A 20871-nucleotide genomic window follows, 5' to 3' on the forward strand; every position below is an offset into this window, starting at 1 on the left:
GAAGGTGGCAGGCATTGCAGCCGCGACACGCAAAAGCCGTTATCATAGCCGCCTGTTTGCCTACCTTGCCATGGACACCATGACCGAGAACGACTATCTGACCGCTTGGGGCCTTTACGCCTTCGCTGCCTTGGGCTGCCTGTTGGTGTGGTGGCGCATGACCCGCTGGATCTGGCGCTGGCTGCGCGAACCGCTGCAATTGCTGATGGCCGTGCTGCTGTTGAGCCCGACCATCGTCGACCCGGTCAAGACTCAGTTCGCACCGGCCGTGGCCATCACGGCCCTGGACCTGGTGCTCAAGGTCGGCAATAACGCCTGGCGGGCGATTTCCGATTTGTTCATGTACACCCTGATCGCCTTTGGCGTGTACCTCGTGTTTGTGCTGATCCGCTGGCCCATCGAGCGCGCCGCCAACGCCCGCCGTGAGCGCAAGGCCGCCACCGACGCCGCCTTGGCCGCCGAGCCTGTGGATGAAGACGATGAGCCGTTCCGTCGTCCTGCACCGGTGAGCGGTATGCGGGTCGAACCGCGCCTTTAACGTTGTCCGCCCTGCAGCGAGAGCCCTGGCATGTGTGAATTATTGGGCATGAGTGCCAACGTCCCCACCGATATCGTGTTCAGCTTTACCGGGCTGATGCAGCGCGGTGGGCGTACCGGCCCCCACCGCGACGGTTGGGGCATCGCTTTCTACGAAGGCCGTGGCCTGCGCCTGTTCCAGGACCCGGCCGCGAGCAGCGAGTCGGAAGTCGCCCTGCTGGTGCAGCGTTACCCCATCAAGAGTGAAGTGGTGATCGGCCATATCCGCCAGGCCAACGTCGGCAAGGTGAGCCTGGCCAACACCCACCCGTTCGTGCGCGAACTGTGGGGCCGCAACTGGTGTTTCGCCCACAACGGCCAGTTGGCGGACTTCCATCCCCGCGCCACGTTCTATCGGCCAGTCGGCGACACCGACAGCGAAGCGGCCTTCTGCGACTTGCTCAACCGCGTGCGCGAGGCCTTCCCCGAGCCGGTGGACATCGAACAGATGCTGCCGGACCTGATCGCCGCCTGTGCCGAATACCGCAGCAAAGGTGTGTTCAACTGCCTGCTCAGCGACGGTGACTGGCTGTTTTGCTATTGCTCGACCAAACTGGCGCAGATCACCCGGCGTGCGCCGTTTGGTCCGGCGCGCCTCAAGGATGTCGACGTGATCGTCGATTTTCAGGCCGAAACCACCCCCAATGATGTGGTGACGGTGATCGCCACCGAGCCGTTGACCGACAACGAAAACTGGACCCGCTACGAACCGGGCCAATGGAGCCTGTGGCGACGCGGTGAATGCGTCAGCCAGGGCGTTACCGAGTAAGGATATCGACCATGTTGCTCAGTTATCTGCGGTTGGTGCTGTTTGCCATTGGCCTGTTGGTCGGCGTGCAAGTGCCGGGGTTTATCAACGACTACGCCAAGCGCGTCGAAGCCCACCTGATCGAGGCCCAGACCGGCCTGAGCGGGTTTGAAACCACCGCGCGGCAGTTCTTCAACGGTGACTTGAAGGCCTTGGTGGCGCATTACCGCGCCAGCGACGACCCGGTGTTCCAGAGCGACGCCAACAGCCTGGGCGCCATGCTTGACCGCCAGGTGGCGTTGGACAAGCAATTCCAGGCCATGCAAGGCCCGTGGTACATCCGCGCACTGCAAGTGGCGGTGGCCGCCGACCCGGATATCCGCCTGGAGACCTGGAACGGCTACAGCTACCAGATCCTGCTGACCCCCGAAGCCATGGGCTGGGGCCTGGGCGGGGCGATGCTGCTGTCGTTTGGCCTGGAGTGTCTGTTCCGCCTGATCGACTGGGTGGTGCTGGGTGGCAAGCGCTTGCGCCAGAGCCGGCCGATTGAGGAACGGGACCTGAAAGGTCTCTAACCCACGCCTCGGTCTAATGTGGGAGGGGCGGTGCGACGACTCGACTTGCCCCCTCCCACATGTGTATCCGGTTTATTCAGTTGTTCAGCACCATCCGCTCTTCGCCGACTTCCTCGGCATAGCGGGTAACGACCTTCTGGCACAGCCCGACAATCTCCTCCACCAACTCCACCCCCACGCGCCACGACACCACCACCTGCAGGTTCGGCAATTTCTGCGCCATCGGCAACATCACCAATTCGCCACGCGCCAGTTCTTCCCTGACCAGCACCGGCGGCAATGCACCAATCCCGAAGCCATCGCGCAACAACCGGGTAATCGCCGACACCGAGTTCACGCAGTTCATCCGTGGCGCGGCCACGCCGTTGGCCTGCATCAGGCTGATGACGTCCTGGTGCGGGTGGGAGTTTTTCGAGTAGGTGATGATGCGCTCCTGGGCCAGTTCGGCGAGGGAGGCGTAGTCGCGGTTGTAGATCGACTGGCTGGCGACGATCCAGGCCATGGGGTGGCTGGCCAACTCCAGGCTGCGCACGGTTTCCAGGCGCAGCAGGTCGGTTTGCAGGATCAGGTCGAGAAAGCCTTTTTGCAGCTGATCGCTGAGGTTAAGCGCGGTATCGGCGACCAATTCGATTTCCACCAATGGGAAATGGTCCATCAGTTCCGCCACCAACGGGCTGAGCCAGGTGTGGATCACCGTGTCCATCGCACCGATGCGAATGCGCCCGACCTTGCTGCTGGTGGTTTCCAGGGACTGTTTCAGGCCCTGCATGGTCACCATCATCTGCTCGGCATAATCGAGCACCTTCAAGCCTTCCGGGGTCAGGCTCACGCCCCGGGAGTCGCGCAGGAACAGCTTTACCCCCAGCTCGCTTTCCAGCACGGCGATGCGGCTGGAAATCGAGGCCTGGGTGGTGAACAGCTTCTCCGCAGTCAGGCGGAAGCTCTTGAGCTTGGCCACCCAGACGAAGGTTTCGAGGAACTTCAAATTCATGGGATCAACTTTTTCTTATGCATGGATCGGTTTTTATTAGTTGGACGCCGCACCGGGCAAACGCCAAAAATCAGGCTATTCCACGATAAGCGCCGTTGGGGTGTCAGGACAAGTTGCGAGTTCTGCGTAAAAAATCCCACACTACAAAAAAACAAAGCCTACAGGAGCAACCAGCGTGAGCCGTCTGTTATTGAATTGCGACATCGGCGAGAGCTTTGGCAACTGGACCATGGGTCTGGACGCCGAGGTCATGCCGTTCATCGATTGCGCCAACGTGGCCTGCGGTTTTCATGCCGGCGATCCGAGCATCATGCGCAAGACCGTCAGCCTGGCCCTCAAGCACGGTGTACAGGTGGGCGCACACCCGGCGTACCAGGACCTGCAGGGCTTCGGCCGCCGCTCCATGGCCTACACCCCCCAGGAAATCCAGGACCTGCTGCATTACCAGATCGGCGCCCTCGACGGCATCTGCCGTGCCCAGGGCGGACGTGTCAGTTACGTCAAACCCCATGGCGCGCTGTACAACGACATGATGGCCAACCCGGCGCAACTGCGTGCGGTGATCGAGGCCGTGGCCGCGTATGGCGACCTGCCGCTGATGCTGCTGGCGACCCGCGACAACAGCGCGGCCCAGGCACTGGGCGACGAATACGGGGTGATCCTGTGGTTCGAGGCTTTCGCCGACCGTGCCTACGACGCCAACGGCCACCTGGTTTCGCGCCAGTTGCCGGGTGCCGTGCACCATGATCCAGAGGTCATCGTCCAGCAGTCCTTGACCCTTTCCCGTGGCGAACCCCTGACCGCCAGCGATGGCAGCCCGTTGTTGTTGCGCGCCAATACCCTGTGCGTGCATGGCGACAATGTCAGTTCGGTCGCCGCCGTAAAGCGTATCCGCGAGGCATTGAAGCCAGCATGAAGCCACGGATTGAAGTGGTGGCGATCGACTGCCTGATGGTGCGTCTGTTCGAGGTGATCGCCGAAGCCAATATGCCGTGGATGCTCTCTGCCACCCAGCGCTTGCGCAGCGGCTTTGGCGCAGCCCTGGTGGATCTGGTGCCGTCCTACACCACCTTGATGGTGCATTACGACCTCACGGCGTTGAGCCCGGCTCAGGCGCGGGAATTGATCGACCAGGCCCTGACCGGCCTGCGACCCCAGGCCCAGGGCAGCGGCCAGTGCCATGTGCTGCCGGTGTGGTACGACCTGAGTGTCGGCCCTGAACTAACATTGCTCGCCCGGCGCAGTGGCCTGGCTGTCGACGACGTGATCCGCCGCCACAGCGCCCACGAGTACCAGGTGTTCGCCCTCGGCTTCGCCCCCGGTTTTGCCTTTATGGGGTTGGTGGATGAAATCCTCGCCACCCCGCGCCTGAGCACCCCACGCCAGCGCGTGGCGGCCGGCAGTGTCGGTATCGCCGAGCGACAGACCGCTGCCTATCCGGTGGTGTCCCCCGGTGGCTGGAATCTGATCGGCCGCACGCCGGCCAAGTTGTTCGATCGCGAGCGCGACGGCTACAGCCTGATGCAGCCCGGTGACACGGTGCGCTTTGAGTCGGTCAGCCACGCTGAATTTATAAACCTGGGTGGCGATGACACGCCGTTGGAGGCGCAGGCATGAGCCGCTTGATCATCGAGGCCAGCACGCCGCTGTGCCTGCTGCAGGACGCCGGTCGTTTTGGCGTGCGCCACCTGGGCGTGACCCAGGGCGGCGCGCTGGATTGGGTGTCGATGTCCTGGGCCAACTGGCTGCTGGGCAATGCGCTGGACGCGCCGGTGGTGGAAATCACCCTCGGTGGCTTTACCGTGCAGGCCGAGGATTATTGCCTGTTGGCGCTGGCCGGGGCGGATCTGGGGGCGTATATCGATGAACGTGCGATCAGTCCCGGGCGCAGTTTTATCCTGCAAAAGGGCCAGCGCCTGCGCTTTACCCAGCCGTTCAGCGGCGCGCGGGCTTACCTGGCGGCCCCTGGCGGGTTTGATGCGCCGGATGTGCTGGGCAGCTGCGCCACGGTGGTACGTGAGGCGCTGGGCGGGCCGGACGGTTTCGGCAAGGCCTTGGTCGAAGGCGGGCGACTGGGCTACTCCGGTACCGGCGGTGGGATGAAAGTGCTGAGCGAGCAGGCGTTGCCCGCCAAGGCGCCGCTGGAGGTGATCGTCGGCGCCCAAATTGGCCTGTTCAGCGGCCAGAGCCTGTTCGATGCCTTTAACACCGAGTGGGCCCTGGACAGTCGCGCCGACCGCATGGGCATGCGCTTGCTGGGCACGCCGTTGCAGTACCAGGGACCGTCGCTGATTTCCGAAGGGATTCCGTTGGGTGGCATCCAGGTGCCCCCGGATGGGCAGCCGATCGTGTTGCTCAATGATCGCCAGACCATCGGTGGCTATCCGCGCCTCGGCGCCTTGACGCCGTTGGCGCTGGCGCGGCTGGCGCAGTGTTTGCCGGGAGAAAAGCTGAGGTTGGTGCCGGTGGTGCAGGATATGGCGCATCGGCAGCATGTGGAGTATCTGCGCCGGTTTGCGCTGTAAGGAAAGCTCCTACGGGAGTGCCAGTGTTTGTCGTCTTCGCTGCTTTAGCGCAGTCATGAAAACCTGAATGGGTTCATCCACTATCCAGGCTTTTCCATGCGCTATTTGAAGATTTTTGCCCAAGATGTGCTCGATAACGATGTTCCCGATGTGGTGTACCTGGAGTTCTATGACGATTCCAGGACCCCCGCGCTTGTCCATCGGGCCACGGCCTTCGATATCACCGACGACGGCCAGTTCGACTGGATCATTGCGGACGATCTCAATCAGGACGGCATTGTCGACACCGTGGACCGAGAGATGGCCATCGAGTTTGCCCAGCTGTTTCTGGCGTTCGAATGGTTCAGCCTCGACGAACCCTTCGACAAGTACCTGAAGGTATTTGCCGGTGACTTTGATAACAACGGGATTCCCGACACGGTGCGCTTGCACTTTCATCAAGGGGAGGGGGTGCCGCGAGATGAAACCATTGTCTATTCGGCAGCGGTGTACAGCGACGGTAATGGTCGTGGCGCCTCTGTCTCGATCAACCAGGACGTCAACAATGATGGGAAGGTCGACCGTCAGGATTCGGAACTGGTCAAGCGGTTCGCCGCGCTCTTCCTCAAGTTTGCCTGGATCGACCGCGAGCACTGCTGAGTGAGGGGCCCGTAGCCGATGTTATCGGCTATGGGCCTGCTATCACTTGGACAGGAAGCGCATGCCTTCTTCCAACCCGCGCAACGTCAGCGGGTACATCTGGTCTTCCACCAACTCCCGCACAATCCCCGTCGACGCGGTATAACCCCAGGTATCCTTGGGATACGGGTTTATCCAGATCAGTTTCTTGTACTTGGCCATGAAGCGCTGCATCCACACATACCCCGGCTCTTCATTCCAATGCTCGACGCTGCCGCCGGCCTGGGTGATTTCATACGGCGCCATCGACGCATCGCCGATAAAGATCACTTTGTAATCGGCACCGTACTTGTGCAGCAGGTCCTGGGTGGAGGTGCGCTCGGAGGTGCGGCGCTGGTTATTCTTCCACACCGACTCGTACACGAAGTTGTGGAAGTAGAAGTACTCAAGGTGCTTGAACTCGGTCTTGCAGGCCGAGAACAGTTCTTCGCAGATCTTCACGTGGGCGTCCATCGAGCCGCCGATATCGAACAGCAACAGCAGCTTGATGGTGTTGCGCCGTTCCGGGCGCATCTGGATATTCAACAGCCCGGCATCGCGGGCGGTGTGGTCGATGGTGCCATCGATGTCCAGCTCTTCGGCCGCACCCTGGCGGGCGAACTTGCGCAGTCGGCGCAGGGCGATCTTGATGTTGCGGGTGCCCAGTTCCACCTGGTCGTCGAGGTTCTTGTACTCGCGCTGGTCCCAGACCTTCACGGCCTTGCCCTGGCGCTTGCCGGCGTCGCCGACGCGAATGCCTTCGGGGTTGTAGCCGCCGGAGCCGAACGGGCTGGTACCGCCGGTGCCGATCCATTTATTGCCGCCGGCGTGACGTTCCTTCTGTTCTTCCAGGCGTTTCTTGAATGCCTCGATCAGCTTGTCGAGGCCGCCGAGGGACTGGATCTGTGCGCGCTCTTCGTCGCTCAGCGAGCGTTCGAACTCCTTGCGCAGCCAGTCTTCGGGGATCAGCGCCTGCAGGTGATCGTCGAGCTTTTCCAGGCCATTGAAGTAGGCGCTGAAGGCGCGGTCGAACTTGTCGAAATGCCGCTCGTCCTTGACCAGGATCGCCCGGGCCAAGTAGTAGAACTCGTCCATGTCGGCAAAGGTCACGCGCTGTTTCAGCGCGTTGATCAGGTCGAGCAGCTCGCGCACCGACACCGGGACCTTGGCTGCGCGCATTTCATTGAACAGGTTGAGCAACATTATCGATTACCGCGACGGCTCATGAATGCCAGGCGTTCGAGCAACTGCACGTCTTGCTCGTTCTTGACCAAGGCACCGGCCAGGGGCGGGATGGCCTTGGTGGGGTCGCGCTCGCGCAGCACCGCTTCGCCGATATTGTCGGCCATCAGCAACTTGAGCCAGTCGACCAGCTCGGAGGTGGACGGTTTTTTCTTCAGGCCGGGGACTTTGCGCACGTCGAAAAACACGTCCAGCGCCTCGCTGACCAGCTCCTTCTTGATGTCCGGGTAGTGCACGTCGACGATTTTTTGCAGGGTGGTGCGGTCGGGGAAGGCGATGTAGTGGAAGAAGCAGCGGCGCAGGAACGCGTCCGGCAGCTCTTTTTCGTTGTTGGAGGTAATGATGATGATCGGGCGCTTCCGGGCCTTGATGGTCTCGTCGATTTCGTAGACGTAGAACTCCATCTTGTCGAGTTCCTGCAGCAGGTCGTTGGGGAACTCGATGTCGGCCTTGTCGATTTCATCGATCAGCAGGATCACACGCTCCTCGGACTCGAACGCTTCCCAGAGCTTGCCCTTCTTCAGGTAGTTGCGCACGTCGTGCACCTTGTCCACCCCCAGTTGCGAGTCGCGCAGGCGGCTGACCGCGTCGTACTCGTACAGGCCCTGATGGGCCTTGGTGGTGGACTTGATGTGCCAGGTAATCAGCTTGGCGCCGAAGGACTCGGCCAGTTGTTCGGCGAGCATGGTCTTGCCGGTGCCGGGCTCACCCTTGACCAGCAGCGGACGCTCCAGGGTGATGGCAGCGTTGACGGCCAGTTTCAGGTCATCGGTGGCAACGTAGGCCTGGGTGCCTTCGAACTTCATCGGTCATTCCTCGAATTCATCAATGCCCGGACTATACCGCGCGGCCCCGGCGACTGTGAACGCAGACGGGTTATTCAGTCTCTGAATGACCGGTCACGGCTCAATCCGCCGAAGGCTTTGGCTGCTCATAGCGCGCATTGAACGCCTGGATAAAGCCATTACGCAAAATCGCCAAAAAAGCGGAGAACGCGCTGACATTTTGCTGATGCACGCTGCCACTTAGCTCCACGCGGGTGGCGAACTGGTTCTTTGCCTGGTTCTTCAATACGGTCTCGCTGGCGCCCACCACGGCCTCCCAGATCGAACGAAAGATGTTCTTGTCCTTGTTCTCCACGTCCTGCTGCCAGTCGAAGACTTCCACGTCGCGCAGCAGCGGCTTGATGTACCCGGTCAACTGACCTTTTTCCGCCTGGGCTTCGATCACTACGTCCCCGGTGCCGGCCTTGAAGTCGAACTTGCCATAGGCCGCGGCGAAGTCGTTCATGCGCTTGAGCTGCAAGTCCCTGGCGCGAAAGCGAAACTCGAAATTCTCGAAATTGCTCAGCGGGTCGAAGGTGGCGGTGGCTTCCAGCGGAGCCTGGCCTTGCAGCAGGGCCTTGCCGTCGAAGCGCGCGTCGCGCCGGCCTTTGACGTCTACCACATTGGTCAGGTTGTAGAAGCTGGCGTTGACGTCGGTCGCGTCGATCTTCACCACGGGCTTGGAGCTGAAGTTGTGGAAGGCGATCTTGCCGTCTTCAATGCGCACTTCATCGAGGGTGATGGGGGCCAACTTACTCAACTGCTCGCGCCAGTCGGTGCCCTTACCGGTCTGGGAGGCTTGCTTGTTGGCACCGCCGTCGACGAAGTTAACCTCGGGCTTGATAAACAGCACTTTGGCCACCACCGCGTGGTCGTACCAGAGAGCGTGCCAGCTCACCGCCAGGTCGATCAGCGGCGCCTTGACGAACGGGACGGGCACCTTGCCGTCGACCTTGACGATCTCCAGGCCGTTGATCCGGTACGCGCCACGCCATAGCGCGAGGTCCACGTCGGTCACCTGGCCGCGGTAATCGCCCATGTCGGCGAGCTTGTCATTCAGGTAGTTACGCACCAGGTAAGGGAGCGCGATGCTCACGGCGACCAGGACCACCAGCAATCCGGCAATGGTCCATAGTGGCCAGCTGTAGCGACGTTTCATGGGGAGGGTCCTCTGTCCATATAGTGGGGTGGACCCCTGCGACAGGCGCAACGTTCCTTCGACTGGACGCTTTGCAGCACGAGGCATACCCTTGGAGCCTTTCTGAAAACCGCCTAATAGGACCCGCCATGAGCCGCATTTTTGCAGACAACGCGCACTCCATCGGTAACACGCCCCTGGTTCAGATCAACCGTATCGCACCCCGTGGCGTGACCATCCTGGCCAAGATCGAGGGGCGTAACCCAGGCTATTCGGTGAAGTGCCGCATTGGCGCAAACATGATCTGGGACGCCGAAGGCACCGGCAAACTCAAGCCGGGCATGACCATCGTTGAACCGACTTCCGGCAATACCGGTATCGGCCTGGCCTTTGTCGCCGCCGCCCGTGGCTACAAGTTGCTGCTGACCATGCCGGCGTCCATGAGTATCGAACGCCGCAAGGTGCTCAAGGCCCTCGGCGCCGAATTGGTCCTGACCGAGCCGGCCAAGGGCATGAAGGGCGCCATCGACAAGGCCGGCGAAATCGTTGCCAGTGACCCGGCCACCTACTTTATGCCGGCCCAGTTCGAAAACCCGGCCAACCCGGCCATCCACGAAAAAACCACCGGTCCGGAAATCTGGAACGACACCGATGGCGCCGTGGACGTGCTGGTGGCGGGCGTGGGCACCGGTGGCACCATCACCGGTGTGTCGCGCTACATCAAGAACACTGCAGGCAAGCCGATCCTGTCGGTGGCTGTCGAGCCGATGGTGTCGCCGGTGATCACCCAGGCCCTGGCCGGTGCCGAGATCAAGCCCAGCCCCCACAAGATCCAGGGGATTGGCGCCGGGTTCGTGCCGAAGAACCTCGACCTGTCGATGGTCGACCGCGTGGAACTGGTGACCGACGACGAATCCAAGGCCATGGCCCTGCGCCTGATGCAGGAAGAGGGCATCCTGTGCGGTATTTCCTGCGGTGCCGCCATGGCCGTGGCCGTGCGCCTGGCCGAGAAGCCGGAAATGCAGGGCAAGACCATTGTGGTGATCCTGCCGGACTCCGGTGAGCGCTACCTGTCGAGCATGCTGTTCAGCGATTTGTTTACCGAGCAGGAAAACCAGGCTTGATTTATGTCAGCCGGTCAGCCTGGGCCTTCTGCATAATGGCCCAACTGTTTATCATGGCCGGCTGTCACGTCTGGCCTCCCGTCGCCGGGAGGCTGTTGGCCAGGCGCTTATTTCCAGGAGTTGCTGCATGACCTTTTCTTTGGCCGCCAAACTGTCGGTGTTGTTGCTGTTTATTGGCAGCACGCTGTATGTGCACCTGCGCGGCAAGGCCCGTTTGCCGATGTTGCGCCAGTTCGTCAACCATTCGGCGCTGTTCGCCCCCTATAACGCCTTGATGTACCTGTTTTCGGCCGTGCCGTCCAAGCCGTACCTGGACCGCAGCAAGTTCCCGGAACTGGACGTGCTCAAGGACAACTGGGAAGTGATCCGCGAAGAGGCCATGCACCTGTTCGACGAGGGTTACATCCGCGCCGCCGAAAAGAACAACGATGCCGGTTTCGGTTCGTTCTTCAAGAAAGGCTGGAAGCGTTTCTACCTCAAGTGGTACGACAAACCCCTGCCATCGGCCGAGGCGTTGTGCCCGAAAACCGTGGCGCTGGTGAGCAGCATCCCCAACGTCAAGGGCGCGATGTTCGCGCTGTTGCCGGGCGGCAGCCACCTCAACCCGCACCGTGACCCGTTTGCCGGTTCCCTGCGGTATCACCTGGGCTTGTCCACGCCGAACTCCGACGACTGCCGCATCTTCGTCGACGGCCAGGTGTATGCCTGGCGCGACGGTGACGACGTGATGTTCGATGAAACCTACGTGCACTGGGTGAAAAACGAAACCGACAAGACCCGCGTGATCCTGTTCTGCGATATCGAGCGGCCCCTGAGCAACCGCCTGATGACCCGCGTCAACCGCTGGGTCAGCAAGCAATTGGGCCGCGCCACCGCACCGCAGAACCTGGATGACGAGCGCGTCGGCGGCATCAACCAGGCGTATGCCTGGAGCAAGACCTTCAGCGACAAGTTCAGCGGTGTGGTCAAGCAATGGAAGCGCAAGCATCCGAAGGCTTACCGCATTGCGCGGCCGGTGCTGGCGGTAGTGGTGTTGGTACTGCTGTGGAAGTGGTTGTTCGGCTGATCTGAAGCGTTAGACGCGGTCAAAATGTGGGAGGGGGCTTGCCCCCGATGGCGGTATGTCAGTCAAAACATCTATGACTGATCCACCGCTATCGGGAGCAAGCCCCCTCCCACATTTGATCTCCTGTGTTCTTAAGAGGCAATCAACTGCCGCAGCACATAGTGCAGAATCCCCCCCGACTTGAAGTACTCCACTTCATTCAAGGTATCGATCCGGCACAGCACCTCGACCTTCTCGCTGCTGCCGTCCTCCCGGGTGATCACCAGCGTCAGGTTCATCCGCGGCACGATCTCTACCTCGGTCAGGCCGAGGATATCGATCTTCTCCTTGCCCGTAAGCTTCAACGCCTTGCGGTTCTGATCCAGCTTGAACTGCAGCGGCAGCACGCCCATGCCCACCAGGTTGGAACGGTGAATCCGCTCGAAACTCTCGGCGATCACCGCCTTGACCCCCAGCAGGTTGGTGCCCTTGGCGGCCCAGTCGCGGCTGGAGCCGGTGCCGTATTCCTGGCCGGCGATCACCACCAGCGATGTGCCCGAGGCCTGGTACTTCATGGCCGCATCGTAGATCGGCATTTTCTCGCCGGTGGGGATGTACAGCGTATTGCCGCCTTCCTCGCCGCCAAGCATTTCGTTGCGGATGCGGATATTGGCGAAGGTACCGCGCATCATCACTTCATGGTTGCCCCGGCGTGAGCCGTAGGAGTTGAAGTCACGCGGCTCCACGCCTTGCTCGCGCAGGTAGCGGCCGGCGGGGCTGTCGGTCTTGATGTTGCCGGCGGGGGAGATGTGGTCGGTGGTCACCGAGTCCCCCAGCAACGCCAGTACGTGGGCGCCCTTGACGTCTTTGATCACCGGCAGAGGCCCGGCGATGTCGTCGAAGAATGGCGGGTGCTGGATGTAGGTAGAGTCTTTTTGCCACACGTAGGTCGCGGCCTGTGGCACCTCAATGGCTTGCCATTGCTCGTCACCGGCAAATACCTCGGCGTATTCCTTGTGGAACATTCCGGTGCTGACCTGCGCAACGGCGTCGGCGATCTCCTGGCTGCTCGGCCAGATGTCCTTCAAATACACCGGATTACCCTGTTGATCGTTACCCAGCGGTTCGCTGCTGATATCGATGCGTACGGTCCCCGCCAAGGCGTAAGCCACCACCAGCGGCGGCGAGGCCAGCCAGTTGGTTTTCACTAATGGGTGCACGCGGCCTTCGAAGTTGCGGTTGCCGGACAGCACCGAGGCTACGGCGAGGTCGGCCTTCTGGATGGCTTTTTCAATCGGCTCGGGCAACGGCCCGGAGTTGCCGATGCAGGTGGTGCAGCCATAGCCCACGAGGTCGAAGCCAATTTTATCCAGATACTGGGTGAGGCCCGCGGCCTTGTAGTAGTCGGTGACCACTTTGGAGCCAGGCGCCAGGGAGGTTTTCACCCAGGGTTTGCGCGTGAGGCCTTTCTCCACGGCTTTTTTCGCCACCAGCCCGGCGGCCATCATCACGCTGGGGTTGGACGTGTTGGTGCAGGAGGTGATGGCGGCGATCACCACGGCGCCGTTTTTCAGGCGATAGGTCTGGCCTTCGTATTCATAGTCGGTTTCGCCCACCAGGTCGGCGTTGCCCACGGCCACACCGCCGCCGCCTTCACTTTCCAGGCGGCCTTCTTCCTTGGTGGTGGGTTTGAACTGCAGGTCGAGGAAGTCGCTGAACGCCTGGCCGACATTGGGCAGGGACACGCGGTCCTGTGGGCGTTTCGGCCCGGCGAGGCTGGCTTCGACGCTGCCCATGTCGAGGGCCAGGCTGTCGGTGAACACCGGCTCCTGGCCAGCGTGGCGCCACAGGCCCTGGGCCTTGGTGTAGGCCTCGACCAGCTTCACGGTGGCAGCCGGGCGACCGGACAGGCGCAGGTAGTCCAGCGTCACTTCATCCACCGGGAAAAAGCCGCAGGTGGCGCCGTATTCCGGGGCCATGTTGGCGATGGTCGCGCGGTCCGCCAGGGGCAGGTCAGCCAGGCCGTCGCCGTAGAACTCGACGAACTTACCCACCACGCCTTTCTTGCGCAGCATCTGGGTGACGGTCAGCACCAGGTCGGTCGCGGTGATGCCTTCTTTCAATTTGCCGGTGAGCTTGAAGCCGATCACTTCCGGGATCAGCATCGACACCGGTTGGCCGAGCATCGCCGCTTCTGCTTCGATCCCGCCCACGCCCCAGCCGAGCACGCCGAGGCCGTTGATCATGGTGGTGTGGGAGTCGGTGCCCACCAGGGTGTCGGGGAAGGCGTAGGTGCGACCGTCCTCGTCCTTGGTCCACACGGTGCGGCCCAGGTATTCGAGGTTGACCTGGTGGCAGATGCCGGTGCCCGGCGGTACCACGCTGAAGTTGTCGAAGGCGCTCTGGCCCCAGCGCAGGAAGGCGTAGCGTTCGCCGTTGCGCTGCATTTCGATGTCGACGTTCTGCCCGAAGGCGTCGGCGTTGCCGAACTTGTCGACCATCACCGAGTGGTCGATCACCAGGTCCACCGGCGAGAGCGGGTTGATGCGCTGCGGGTCGCCACCGGCCTTGGCCACGGCGGCGCGCATGGCGGCCAGGTCGACCACGGCGGGTACGCCGGTAAAGTCCTGCATCAGCACGCGGGCGGGGCGGTACTGGATCTCACGGTCGGACTGGCGCTCTTTGAGCCAGGCGGCAATGGCCTTGAGGTCGGCGCCGGTGACGGTCTTGTTGTCCTCCCAGCGCAGCAGGTTCTCCAGCAGCACCTTGAGGGACATCGGCAGCTTATCCAGGTCACCCAGGCGCTTGGCGGCCTCGGGCAGGCTGAAATAGTGGTAGGTCTTGTCGTCGATTTCTAAAGTTTTAAGGGTACTCAGGCTATCAAGGGATGACATTACATGACTCCTTATGGTCCGCACGGCTACGGACCTGACGGGACGAACAGAGCTTTCAAATTAGCGCTGTTTTCAGTAGCTGGCTAATTACTGGACTCTATGGACAGAACCAAGGTTCCGAACTCGGCTATCATGCGCGCGTTTTCATGACAGGCATTGCGATAGCGCAACGTCAGTTGAGTCACCAGGAGAGTCGATGAACACCCTTTTTATGCACTGCCGCCCGGGTTTTGAGGGCGAAGTCTGTTCCGAGATCGCGGAACACGCCGCGCGCCTGAACGTTTCCGGCTACGCCAAGGCCAAGACCGGCAGCGCCTGCGCCGAATTTGTCTGCACCGAAGAAGACGGCGCCCAGCGCCTGATGCACGGCCAGCGCTTTGCCGAGCTGATCTTCCCGCGGCAGTGGGCGCGCGGGGTGTTTATCGACCTGCCGGAAACCGACCGTATCAGCGTGATCCTCGCTCACCTGCGTGAATTCCCGGTGTGCGGCAGCCTGTGGCTGGAGATGGTCGACACCAACGACGGCAAGGAACTCTCGAACTTCTGCAAGAAATTCGAAGTGCACCTGCGCAAAGCCTTGTTGAACGCCGGCAAGCTGGTAGACGACCCGAGCAAGCCGCGCCTGCTGCTGACCTTCAAAAGCGGCCGCGAAGTGTTCATGGGCCTGGCCGAGTCGAATAACTCGGCGATGTGGCCGATGGGCATCCCGCGGTTGAAATTCCCCCGGGATGCGCCCAGCCGCTCGACCCTGAAGCTGGAAGAGGCCTGGCACCACTTTATCCCCCGCGACCAGTGGGACGAGCGCCTGCATGGCGACATGACCGGTGTCGATCTGGGTGCTGCCCCTGGCGGCTGGACCTGGCAACTGGTCAACCGTGGCATGCTGGTGACCGCCATCGACAACGGCCCCATGGCCGAAAGCCTGATGGACACCGGCCTGGTGCAGCACCTGATGGCCGACGGCTTTACCTTCGTGCCCAAGCAGCCGGTGGACTGGATGGTCTGCGACATCGTCGAAAAGCCGGCGCGCAACGCGGCATTGCTGGAGACCTGGATCGGCGAAGGGCATTGCCGCGAGGCGGTGGTGAACCTGAAGTTGCCGATGAAGCAGCGTTACGCCGAGGTCAAGCGCCTGCTGGAGCGTATCGAAGACGGCTTCAAGGCGCGCGGCATTCGGGTAGAGATCGGCTGCAAGCAGCTGTATCACGACCGTGAAGAAGTGACCTGCCACCTGCGTCGGCTGGTGGATGTGAAGAAAACCAAGGCCCGCTAAACTGAGCGCCGGTTCCAGGAGTAGACAATGAGCGATATTTTCGACACCGCCGTGGATGGCACCCTCGACGCAACGGGCCTCAACTGCCCTGAGCCGGTGATGATGCTGCACCAGCACATCCGCGACCTGCCGCCCGGCGGCTTGCTCAAGGTGATCGCGACCGACCCGTCGACGCGCCGCGATATCCCCAAGTTCTGCGTGTTCCTTGACCATGAACTGGTGGATCAACAGGAGCAGGCCGGTACGTACCTCTACTGGATCCGTAAAAAGGCCGACTAACCCCGCGCCTTCTCCAGGCGAATGCGCCGGCGTGCACTGCGCGCCAGGCGCACCAGCAGCATCCCCGCCGCACAGCTCAAGCCCACGATTAGCCCTTGCCACAAACCGCTCGGGCCGCTGGGTTCGCCCAGCCAGTTGCTCAGCCCCAGGGCGTACCCCACCGGCAGCCCCACGCCCCAATAGGCAAACAGGGTCAGCACCATAGTGACGCGGGTGTCCTGGTAGCCCCGCAGGGCGCCGGCGGCGGTGACCTGGATCGAGTCACTGAACTGGAACAGCGCTGAAAACACGATCAGCGTCGAGGCCAGGTGGATGACGATGGGGTCCGGGGTGTAGATCGCCGCAATCTGCTCGCGAAACACCAGCATCAGGCTGCACGACAGGCAGGCGTACGCCAGCGCCGTGCCCATGCCGACCCCGGCGGCGAAGCGTGCTTCACGCGCCTCGCCACGCCCCAGGGCCTGGCCGACGCGCACGGTGACGGCCATGCTCAGGGAATAAGGGATCATGAACACCAGTGAGCTGACGTTCAGCGCGATCTGGTGCCCCGACACAACGGTGGCGCCCAGGCTGCCGAGCAGCAGGGCGATGACGGCAAAGATGCTCGATTCGGCAAAGATCGCGATGCCGATCGGCAGGCCAATCCCCAGTACGCGCTTGATCACCGACCACTGCGGCCAGTCGAAGCGCTTGAACAGTTCGCTGCTCTGGTAGGCGGCCCCCCAGCGGGTCCAGGCAGCCATGCCGAGCATCATCACCCACATCGCAATGGCCGTGGCCCAGCCGCAGCCCACGCCGCCCATGGCCGGCACGCCCAGGTGGCCGTAGATGAAGATGTAGTTCAGCGGAATATTCAGCGCCAACCCGCACAGGCCCATGGCCATGCTGGGCAGGGTGCGGCCCAGGCCATCACTGAAACAGCGCAGCACGTAGTAGAGGGCGATGGCCGGCATCCCGGCGGCGATGCCATGCAGGTAGCCCATGGTGGGGGCGATAAGGTCCGGCTCAACCTTCATGGCATGCAGGATCGGCTCGGCGCAGAGCAACAGCAGCGCGCCGATGATGCCGACCACCACCGCCAGCCACAGTGACTGACGCACCAACGGCCCGATTTCGCCGTAGTGGCCCGCACCGTAGCGCTGGGCGACTTTCGGCGTGGTGGCCAGCAGCGTACCGGTCATCAGCAGGTACACCGGAATCCAGATCGAGTTGCCCAGGCCCACCGCTGCCAGGTCCTGGGGGCTGACGCGCCCGGCCATCACCGCATCGACGAAGCTCATGGCCGTGGTTGCCAGTTGGCCGATCATGATCGGCAGCGCGAGCGTCAGCAGGCCACCCACTTCCCGGCTGATGCGGGCGGGGCGGGTGAGGGGGGCAGTGGCAGTGTTCACGTACGCAAGTCCAGTCAAAAGGGTGCAAGGCCGCGGATTCTACGCCTTGACGTAACGGTCAGGAAAAAACCTGTGTTAGGGATTTGTAAGCGACCTGCCAGCCCCCTCCCACATTGAAGATCGCATCCCTGTACACTGCTGATCCGCCAAAGGAGCCTGCCATGTTGATTGTTGCCGACGAAAATATCCCGCTGCTCGATGAGTTTTTCCAAGGATTTGGCGAGATTCGCCGAGTGTCCGGTCGTTCCATCGACCGCGCCACCGTCGAACAGGCCGATGTGCTGCTGGTGCGCTCGGTGACCAACGTCAACCGCGCCCTGTTGGACGGCACGAAGGTGCGTTTTGTCGGCACCTGCACCATCGGCACCGACCACCTCGACCTCGATTACTTCAAGCAGGCCGGTATCCAGTGGTCCAGCGCTCCCGGCTGCAATGCGCGGGGCGTGGTGGACTATGTGCTGGGCAGCCTGCAAACCCTGGCCGAGATCGAAGGCGCCGACCTCAACCAGCGTACCTATGGCGTCGTCGGCGCCGGTGAAGTGGGCGGGCGCCTGGTCGAAGTGCTCAAGGGCCTGGGCTGGAACGTGCTGGTCTGCGACCCGCCGCGCCAGATCGCCGAAGACGGCGATTACGTCAGCCTCGAGCAGATCATCGAGCAATGCGATGTGATCAGCCTGCACACGCCGTTGACCAAATCCGGCAATGGTTCCACCTGGCACCTGTTTGATCGCGATCGGCTCAGCCGCCTCAAGCCCGGCACCTGGCTGATCAACGCCAGCCGTGGCCCGGTGGTGGACAACGCGGCCCTGCGCGACGTGCTGCTGGCGCGTGAAGACCTGCAAGCGGTGCTGGACGTGTGGGAAGGCGAGCCCGAGGTGGACGTCGACCTGGCCGACCTGTGTGTGTTGGCCACCCCGCACATCGCCGGCTACAGCCTTGATGGCAAGCAGCGCGGTACGGCGCAGATCTATCAGGCGTTCTGCTCGCACCTGGGCCAGGGGCCGAGCATTCAGCTGGGCGACTTGTTACCGCAACCGTGGCTGGCCGAGGTGCACTTGAACGCATCGACCGACCCCGCCTGGGCGCTGGCGACGTTGTGCCGCAGCGTGTACGACCCGCGCCGTGATGATGCGGATTTCCGCCGCAGCCTGGTAGGTACCGTCGAAGAACAACGCAAGGCGTTCGACGTGCTGCGCAAGCATTATCCGGAGCGTCGTGAAATCGACGGCTTGAAGGTGCGCATTGTGAATGGGGAGTCAGCGGTGTTAGCGCGCATCGTGTCCGCATTGGGCGCGGCAACCGTTTAAACACCGAACAAAAAACCCGGCCACCTGGGCCGGGTTTGAAAGAGCGTAGGCCCTTCAGCCTTGCTGGGCAGGCTTGACCAGTCGCTGTTCCAGCTCGCGGCACGCCTGCTGGATCATCTCTTCGGTAATCTGCACTTCGCGGCCCTGGGCGTCGATCACGGAGCAAGGCAAGTGCTGCGGTTGGCGGATCACTTCAATCTTGGCATCGCTGCTGTTTTGCAAGGTCATGGCCTGTCTCCTCATCAGGTTGTGTACCTACTGTATAGCCCCCGAGTGACCGCGCTGTTACAACTCCTTACGAGATCACCGGTTCGAACATCCAGTCCACCAGAAACCGCTGTGGATTTCCAGCCGGGCGTTAGACCGATAGCCTCTAGGGGCCAGCATCGGCGGGCATAATTAACCTGACTCATTGTTATTCGCGCAAGTTCCCCCCATGTAAGCAGGCAGGTACCAACCCTTTCCGATCAGGTGATGCCCTCCATGCTCTCAGTCCGTCAACGCCGTGCAATTCGCCTGGCCAGCCGCTTCATCGCGCCCTACCGCTGGCAGGCCCTCGGTGCCCTGGTCGCGCTGATCGTCACTGCGGGCATCACCTTGTCCATGGGGCAGGGCATTCGCCTGCTGGTGGACCAGGGCTTCATGACCCAGTCGCCGCACCTGCTCAACCAGTCCATCGGCCTGTTCATGGTCCTGGTGCTGGGCTTGGCCGTGGGCACGTTTGCGCGGTTTTACCTGGTGTCGTGGATCGGTGAGCGGGTGGTGGCGGACATTCGCCGGCAGGTCTTCAACCACCTGATCTACCTGCATCCAGGTTTCTACGAGAACAACCGCAGCTCGGAAATCCAATCGCGGTTGACCACCGACACCACACTGCTGCAATCGGTGATCGGCTCGTCGTTGTCGCTGTTCCTGCGCAATGCCTTGATGGTGATCGGCGGCATCGTGCTGTTGTTCATCACCAACCCCAAGCTCACCAGCATCGTGGTGGTGGCGCTGCCGCTGGTGCTGGCGCCGATCCTGATCTTCGGCCGTCGCGTACGCAGCCTGTCGCGCCTGAGCCAGGACCGTATCGCCGATGTGGGCAGCTACGTGTCCGAAACCCTCGGCCAGATCAAGACCGTGCAAGCCTATAACCACCAGGTCCAGGACGAGCAACGCTTTGCCGTGACCGTGGAAGAGGCGTTCACCACCGCCCGCAAACGCATCGCCCAGCGCGCCTGGTTGATCACCCTGGTGATCATGCTGGTGCTGGGTGCGGTGGGCGTGATGCTCTGGGTCGGAGGAATGGATGTGATCAGCGGGCGCATTTCCGGCGGCGAGCTGGCTGCGTTCGTGTTCTACAGCCTGATCGTCGGCAGCGCCGTCGGTACCCTGAGCGAAGTCCTCGGTGAACTGCAACGTGCCGCCGGTGCAGCGGAGCGCATTGGTGAGCTGTTGCAGTCGAGCAACGAGATCCAGGCGCCGGCCACGGGCAGCGTGCAGTTGCCCGAGCGGGTCAGCGGGCGCATGGAGCTGCAGGACCTGCGCTTTTCCTACCCTTCACGACCGGACAGCTACGCCATCGACGGCCTGAACCTGAGCATCAACCCCGGCGAAACCCTGGCACTGGTGGGGCCGTCCGGCGCGGGCAAGTCGACGCTTTTCGACCTGCTGCTGCGTTTCTACGATCCTCAGCAAGGCCGCATCCTGATTGAAGGCCAGGCGCTGACCGATCTCGACCCCCTGGACCTGCGTCGCCACTTCGCCCTGGTGTCCCAGAGCCCGGCGCTGTTCTTCGGCAGCGTCGAAGAGAACATCCGCTACGGCAACCCCACCGCTACCCGCGAGCAAGTCGAAGCCGCTGCCCGCATCGCCCACGCCCACGATTTCATCCTGCAAATGCCCGACGGCTACCAGACCCACCTCGGCGACGGCGGCATGGGCCTCTCCGGCGGCCAGCGCCAACGCTTGGCGATTGCCCGTGCGTTGCTGGTGGACGCGCCGATCCTGCTGCTGGACGAAGCCACCAGTGCCCTGGATGCCCAGAGTGAACACCTGATCCAGCAAGCGTTGCCGCAATTGATGCAAGGGCGTACCACGCTGGTTATCGCCCATCGACTGGCGACGGTGAAGAACGCTGACCGCATCGCGGTGATGGATCAGGGCAGGCTGGTGGCGGTGGGCACGCATCAGCAGTTGATTGCGAGCAATCCGTTATATGCGCGATTGGCGGCGTTGCAGTTCAGTGATGGGGTTGAGGAGAGCAGCGAACACTGAGTTTCGGTGCCGATAAAAAATGC

At 62.2% G+C, this 20871-nt stretch carries 20 protein-coding genes; 13 read left to right on the forward strand and 7 right to left on the reverse strand.

From position 1 onward, the window contains the following. Positions 1–4 precede the first annotated feature (4 nt). Genes C8K58_RS18005 through C8K58_RS18015 form a run of 3 tightly spaced genes read left to right on the forward strand, consistent with a single transcriptional unit; the run spans position 5 to position 1899 of the window. Positions 5–538: a hypothetical protein gene (locus C8K58_RS18005; RefSeq protein WP_027604265.1), complete on the forward strand. Its 534-nt coding sequence runs from the start codon at positions 5–7 to the stop codon at positions 536–538. Between the two features lie 30 nt (positions 539–568). After that, the gene (locus tag C8K58_RS18010; RefSeq protein WP_065928175.1) at positions 569–1345 is read left to right on the forward strand and encodes a class II glutamine amidotransferase; all 777 of its coding nucleotides are present in this window, start codon (positions 569–571) and stop codon (positions 1343–1345) included. Between the two features lie 11 nt (positions 1346–1356). Further along, positions 1357–1899, forward strand: coding sequence for a DUF2937 family protein (locus C8K58_RS18015; RefSeq protein ID WP_027604263.1), 543 nt, complete (start codon positions 1357–1359; stop codon positions 1897–1899). A 76-nt stretch (positions 1900–1975) separates the two neighbouring features. Here C8K58_RS18015 and C8K58_RS18020 read toward each other — a convergent pair whose 3' ends face one another. Continuing rightward, positions 1976–2890, reverse strand: a complete 915-nt coding sequence (locus tag C8K58_RS18020; protein WP_027604262.1) for a LysR family transcriptional regulator — start codon at positions 2888–2890, stop codon at positions 1976–1978. 175 nt (positions 2891–3065) lie between these two features. On the opposite strand from C8K58_RS18020, the gene C8K58_RS18025 reads away from it, so the two are divergent. From C8K58_RS18025 to C8K58_RS18040, 4 genes are all read left to right on the forward strand, one after another. Next, positions 3066–3806: a 5-oxoprolinase subunit PxpA gene (locus tag C8K58_RS18025; protein ID WP_098480196.1), complete on the forward strand. Its 741-nt coding sequence runs from the start codon at positions 3066–3068 to the stop codon at positions 3804–3806. Further along, positions 3803–4507 (forward strand): 5-oxoprolinase subunit PxpB, encoded by a 705-nt coding sequence (gene pxpB, locus C8K58_RS18030; RefSeq protein ID WP_108574004.1) that lies wholly within the window; start codon positions 3803–3805, stop codon positions 4505–4507. Before C8K58_RS18025 ends, pxpB begins: the two co-directional genes overlap by 4 nt. Beyond that, positions 4504–5415: a biotin-dependent carboxyltransferase family protein gene (locus C8K58_RS18035; RefSeq protein ID WP_108574005.1), complete on the forward strand. Its 912-nt coding sequence runs from the start codon at positions 4504–4506 to the stop codon at positions 5413–5415. Before pxpB ends, C8K58_RS18035 begins: the two co-directional genes overlap by 4 nt. Before the next feature lie 96 nt (positions 5416–5511). Then, positions 5512–6054: a hypothetical protein gene (locus C8K58_RS18040; protein WP_098480193.1), complete on the forward strand. Its 543-nt coding sequence runs from the start codon at positions 5512–5514 to the stop codon at positions 6052–6054. Between the two features lie 42 nt (positions 6055–6096). On the opposite strand, the gene C8K58_RS18045 is transcribed toward C8K58_RS18040, so the two are convergent. The 3 genes from C8K58_RS18045 to C8K58_RS18055 all read right to left on the reverse strand — a co-directional run bounded on the left by C8K58_RS18045 (position 6097) and on the right by C8K58_RS18055 (position 9297). Beyond that, the gene (locus tag C8K58_RS18045; protein ID WP_024074064.1) at positions 6097–7275 is read right to left on the reverse strand and encodes a VWA domain-containing protein; all 1179 of its coding nucleotides are present in this window, start codon (positions 7273–7275) and stop codon (positions 6097–6099) included. Then, positions 7275–8120, reverse strand: coding sequence for a MoxR family ATPase (locus C8K58_RS18050; protein WP_065938937.1), 846 nt, complete (start codon positions 8118–8120; stop codon positions 7275–7277). The genes C8K58_RS18045 and C8K58_RS18050 overlap by 1 nt, the downstream gene beginning before the upstream one ends. A 100-nt stretch (positions 8121–8220) precedes the next feature. Further along, positions 8221–9297, reverse strand: a complete 1077-nt coding sequence (locus C8K58_RS18055) for a DUF748 domain-containing protein (protein WP_108574006.1) — start codon at positions 9295–9297, stop codon at positions 8221–8223. 128 nt (positions 9298–9425) lie between these two features. Here C8K58_RS18055 and cysK point away from each other — a divergent pair, with 128 nt between their 5' ends. Further along, on the forward strand, positions 9426–10400 hold the full coding sequence (gene cysK / locus C8K58_RS18060; RefSeq protein ID WP_108574007.1) for a cysteine synthase A: 975 nt from the start codon (positions 9426–9428) through the stop codon (positions 10398–10400). Positions 10401–10527: 127 nt separating this feature from the next. After that, positions 10528–11466 (forward strand): aspartyl/asparaginyl beta-hydroxylase domain-containing protein, encoded by a 939-nt coding sequence (locus tag C8K58_RS18065; protein ID WP_027604254.1) that lies wholly within the window; start codon positions 10528–10530, stop codon positions 11464–11466. 131 nt (positions 11467–11597) lie between these two features. Here the strand turns inward: C8K58_RS18065 and acnA are convergent, their stop codons facing one another. After that, complete coding sequence (gene acnA, locus C8K58_RS18070) at positions 11598–14339, reverse strand: aconitate hydratase AcnA (RefSeq protein ID WP_108574008.1); 2742 nt, start codon at positions 14337–14339, stop codon at positions 11598–11600. A 196-nt stretch (positions 14340–14535) separates the two neighbouring features. On the opposite strand from acnA, the gene rlmM reads away from it, so the two are divergent. Together rlmM and tusA are read left to right on the forward strand one after the other, a co-directional pair. After that, complete coding sequence (gene rlmM / locus C8K58_RS18075; RefSeq protein ID WP_053136601.1) at positions 14536–15612, forward strand: 23S rRNA (cytidine(2498)-2'-O)-methyltransferase RlmM; 1077 nt, start codon at positions 14536–14538, stop codon at positions 15610–15612. Between the two features lie 27 nt (positions 15613–15639). Next, on the forward strand, positions 15640–15891 hold the full coding sequence (tusA, locus tag C8K58_RS18080) for a sulfurtransferase TusA (RefSeq protein WP_027604251.1): 252 nt from the start codon (positions 15640–15642) through the stop codon (positions 15889–15891). Here the strand turns inward: tusA and C8K58_RS18085 are convergent. Then, complete coding sequence (locus tag C8K58_RS18085; protein ID WP_027604250.1) at positions 15888–17282, reverse strand: MATE family efflux transporter; 1395 nt, start codon at positions 17280–17282, stop codon at positions 15888–15890. The genes tusA and C8K58_RS18085 overlap by 4 nt on opposite strands. Positions 17283–17443: 161 nt before the next feature. On the opposite strand from C8K58_RS18085, the gene pdxB reads away from it, so the two are divergent. Then, complete coding sequence (gene pdxB / locus C8K58_RS18090; RefSeq protein WP_027604249.1) at positions 17444–18589, forward strand: 4-phosphoerythronate dehydrogenase PdxB; 1146 nt, start codon at positions 17444–17446, stop codon at positions 18587–18589. A 54-nt stretch (positions 18590–18643) separates the two neighbouring features. On the opposite strand, the gene C8K58_RS32525 is transcribed toward pdxB, so the two are convergent. Then, entirely contained in the window at positions 18644–18817 is a 174-nt protein-coding gene (locus C8K58_RS32525; protein WP_027604248.1) for a PA1571 family protein, read from the reverse strand. A 246-nt stretch (positions 18818–19063) separates the two neighbouring features. Here C8K58_RS32525 and C8K58_RS18095 point away from each other — a divergent pair, with 246 nt between their 5' ends. Then, positions 19064–20848 carry an ABC transporter transmembrane domain-containing protein gene (locus tag C8K58_RS18095; RefSeq protein ID WP_166655311.1) on the forward strand — a complete coding sequence of 595 codons (1785 nt, stop codon included), beginning with the start codon at positions 19064–19066 and terminating at the stop codon, positions 20846–20848. Positions 20849–20871 lie beyond the last annotated feature (23 nt).

Origin of the sequence: Pseudomonas sp. GV047 (assembly GCF_003058245.1) — a bacterium.
Taxonomy (GTDB): domain Bacteria; phylum Pseudomonadota; class Gammaproteobacteria; order Pseudomonadales; family Pseudomonadaceae; genus Aquipseudomonas; species Aquipseudomonas marginalis.

Excerpts from the sequence above, each read along its gene's own strand:
- C8K58_RS18010 (WP_065928175.1), top strand. The coding sequence starts at position 569 with ATGTGTGAATTATTGGGCATGAGTGCCAACGTCCCCACCGATATCGTG.
- C8K58_RS18015 (WP_027604263.1), top strand. The coding sequence starts at position 1,357 with ATGTTGCTCAGTTATCTGCGGTTGGTGCTGTTTGCCATTGGCCTGTTG.
- C8K58_RS18020 (WP_027604262.1), bottom strand. The coding sequence starts at position 2,890 with ATGAATTTGAAGTTCCTCGAAACCTTCGTCTGGGTGGCCAAGCTCAAG.
- pxpB (WP_108574004.1), top strand. The coding sequence starts at position 3,803 with ATGAAGCCACGGATTGAAGTGGTGGCGATCGACTGCCTGATGGTGCGT.
- C8K58_RS18035 (WP_108574005.1), top strand. The coding sequence starts at position 4,504 with ATGAGCCGCTTGATCATCGAGGCCAGCACGCCGCTGTGCCTGCTGCAG.
- C8K58_RS18040 (WP_098480193.1), top strand. The coding sequence starts at position 5,512 with ATGCGCTATTTGAAGATTTTTGCCCAAGATGTGCTCGATAACGATGTT.
- C8K58_RS18045 (WP_024074064.1), bottom strand. The coding sequence starts at position 7,275 with ATGTTGCTCAACCTGTTCAATGAAATGCGCGCAGCCAAGGTCCCGGTG.
- C8K58_RS18050 (WP_065938937.1), bottom strand. The coding sequence starts at position 8,120 with ATGAAGTTCGAAGGCACCCAGGCCTACGTTGCCACCGATGACCTGAAA.
- C8K58_RS18055 (WP_108574006.1), bottom strand. The coding sequence starts at position 9,297 with ATGAAACGTCGCTACAGCTGGCCACTATGGACCATTGCCGGATTGCTG.
- cysK (WP_108574007.1), top strand. The coding sequence starts at position 9,426 with ATGAGCCGCATTTTTGCAGACAACGCGCACTCCATCGGTAACACGCCC.
- C8K58_RS18065 (WP_027604254.1), top strand. The coding sequence starts at position 10,528 with ATGACCTTTTCTTTGGCCGCCAAACTGTCGGTGTTGTTGCTGTTTATT.
- acnA (WP_108574008.1), bottom strand. The coding sequence starts at position 14,339 with ATGTCATCCCTTGATAGCCTGAGTACCCTTAAAACTTTAGAAATCGAC.
- rlmM (WP_053136601.1), top strand. The coding sequence starts at position 14,536 with ATGAACACCCTTTTTATGCACTGCCGCCCGGGTTTTGAGGGCGAAGTC.
- tusA (WP_027604251.1), top strand. The coding sequence starts at position 15,640 with ATGAGCGATATTTTCGACACCGCCGTGGATGGCACCCTCGACGCAACG.
- pdxB (WP_027604249.1), top strand. The coding sequence starts at position 17,444 with ATGTTGATTGTTGCCGACGAAAATATCCCGCTGCTCGATGAGTTTTTC.
- C8K58_RS32525 (WP_027604248.1), bottom strand. The coding sequence starts at position 18,817 with ATGACCTTGCAAAACAGCAGCGATGCCAAGATTGAAGTGATCCGCCAA.
- C8K58_RS18095 (WP_166655311.1), top strand. The coding sequence starts at position 19,064 with ATGCCCTCCATGCTCTCAGTCCGTCAACGCCGTGCAATTCGCCTGGCC.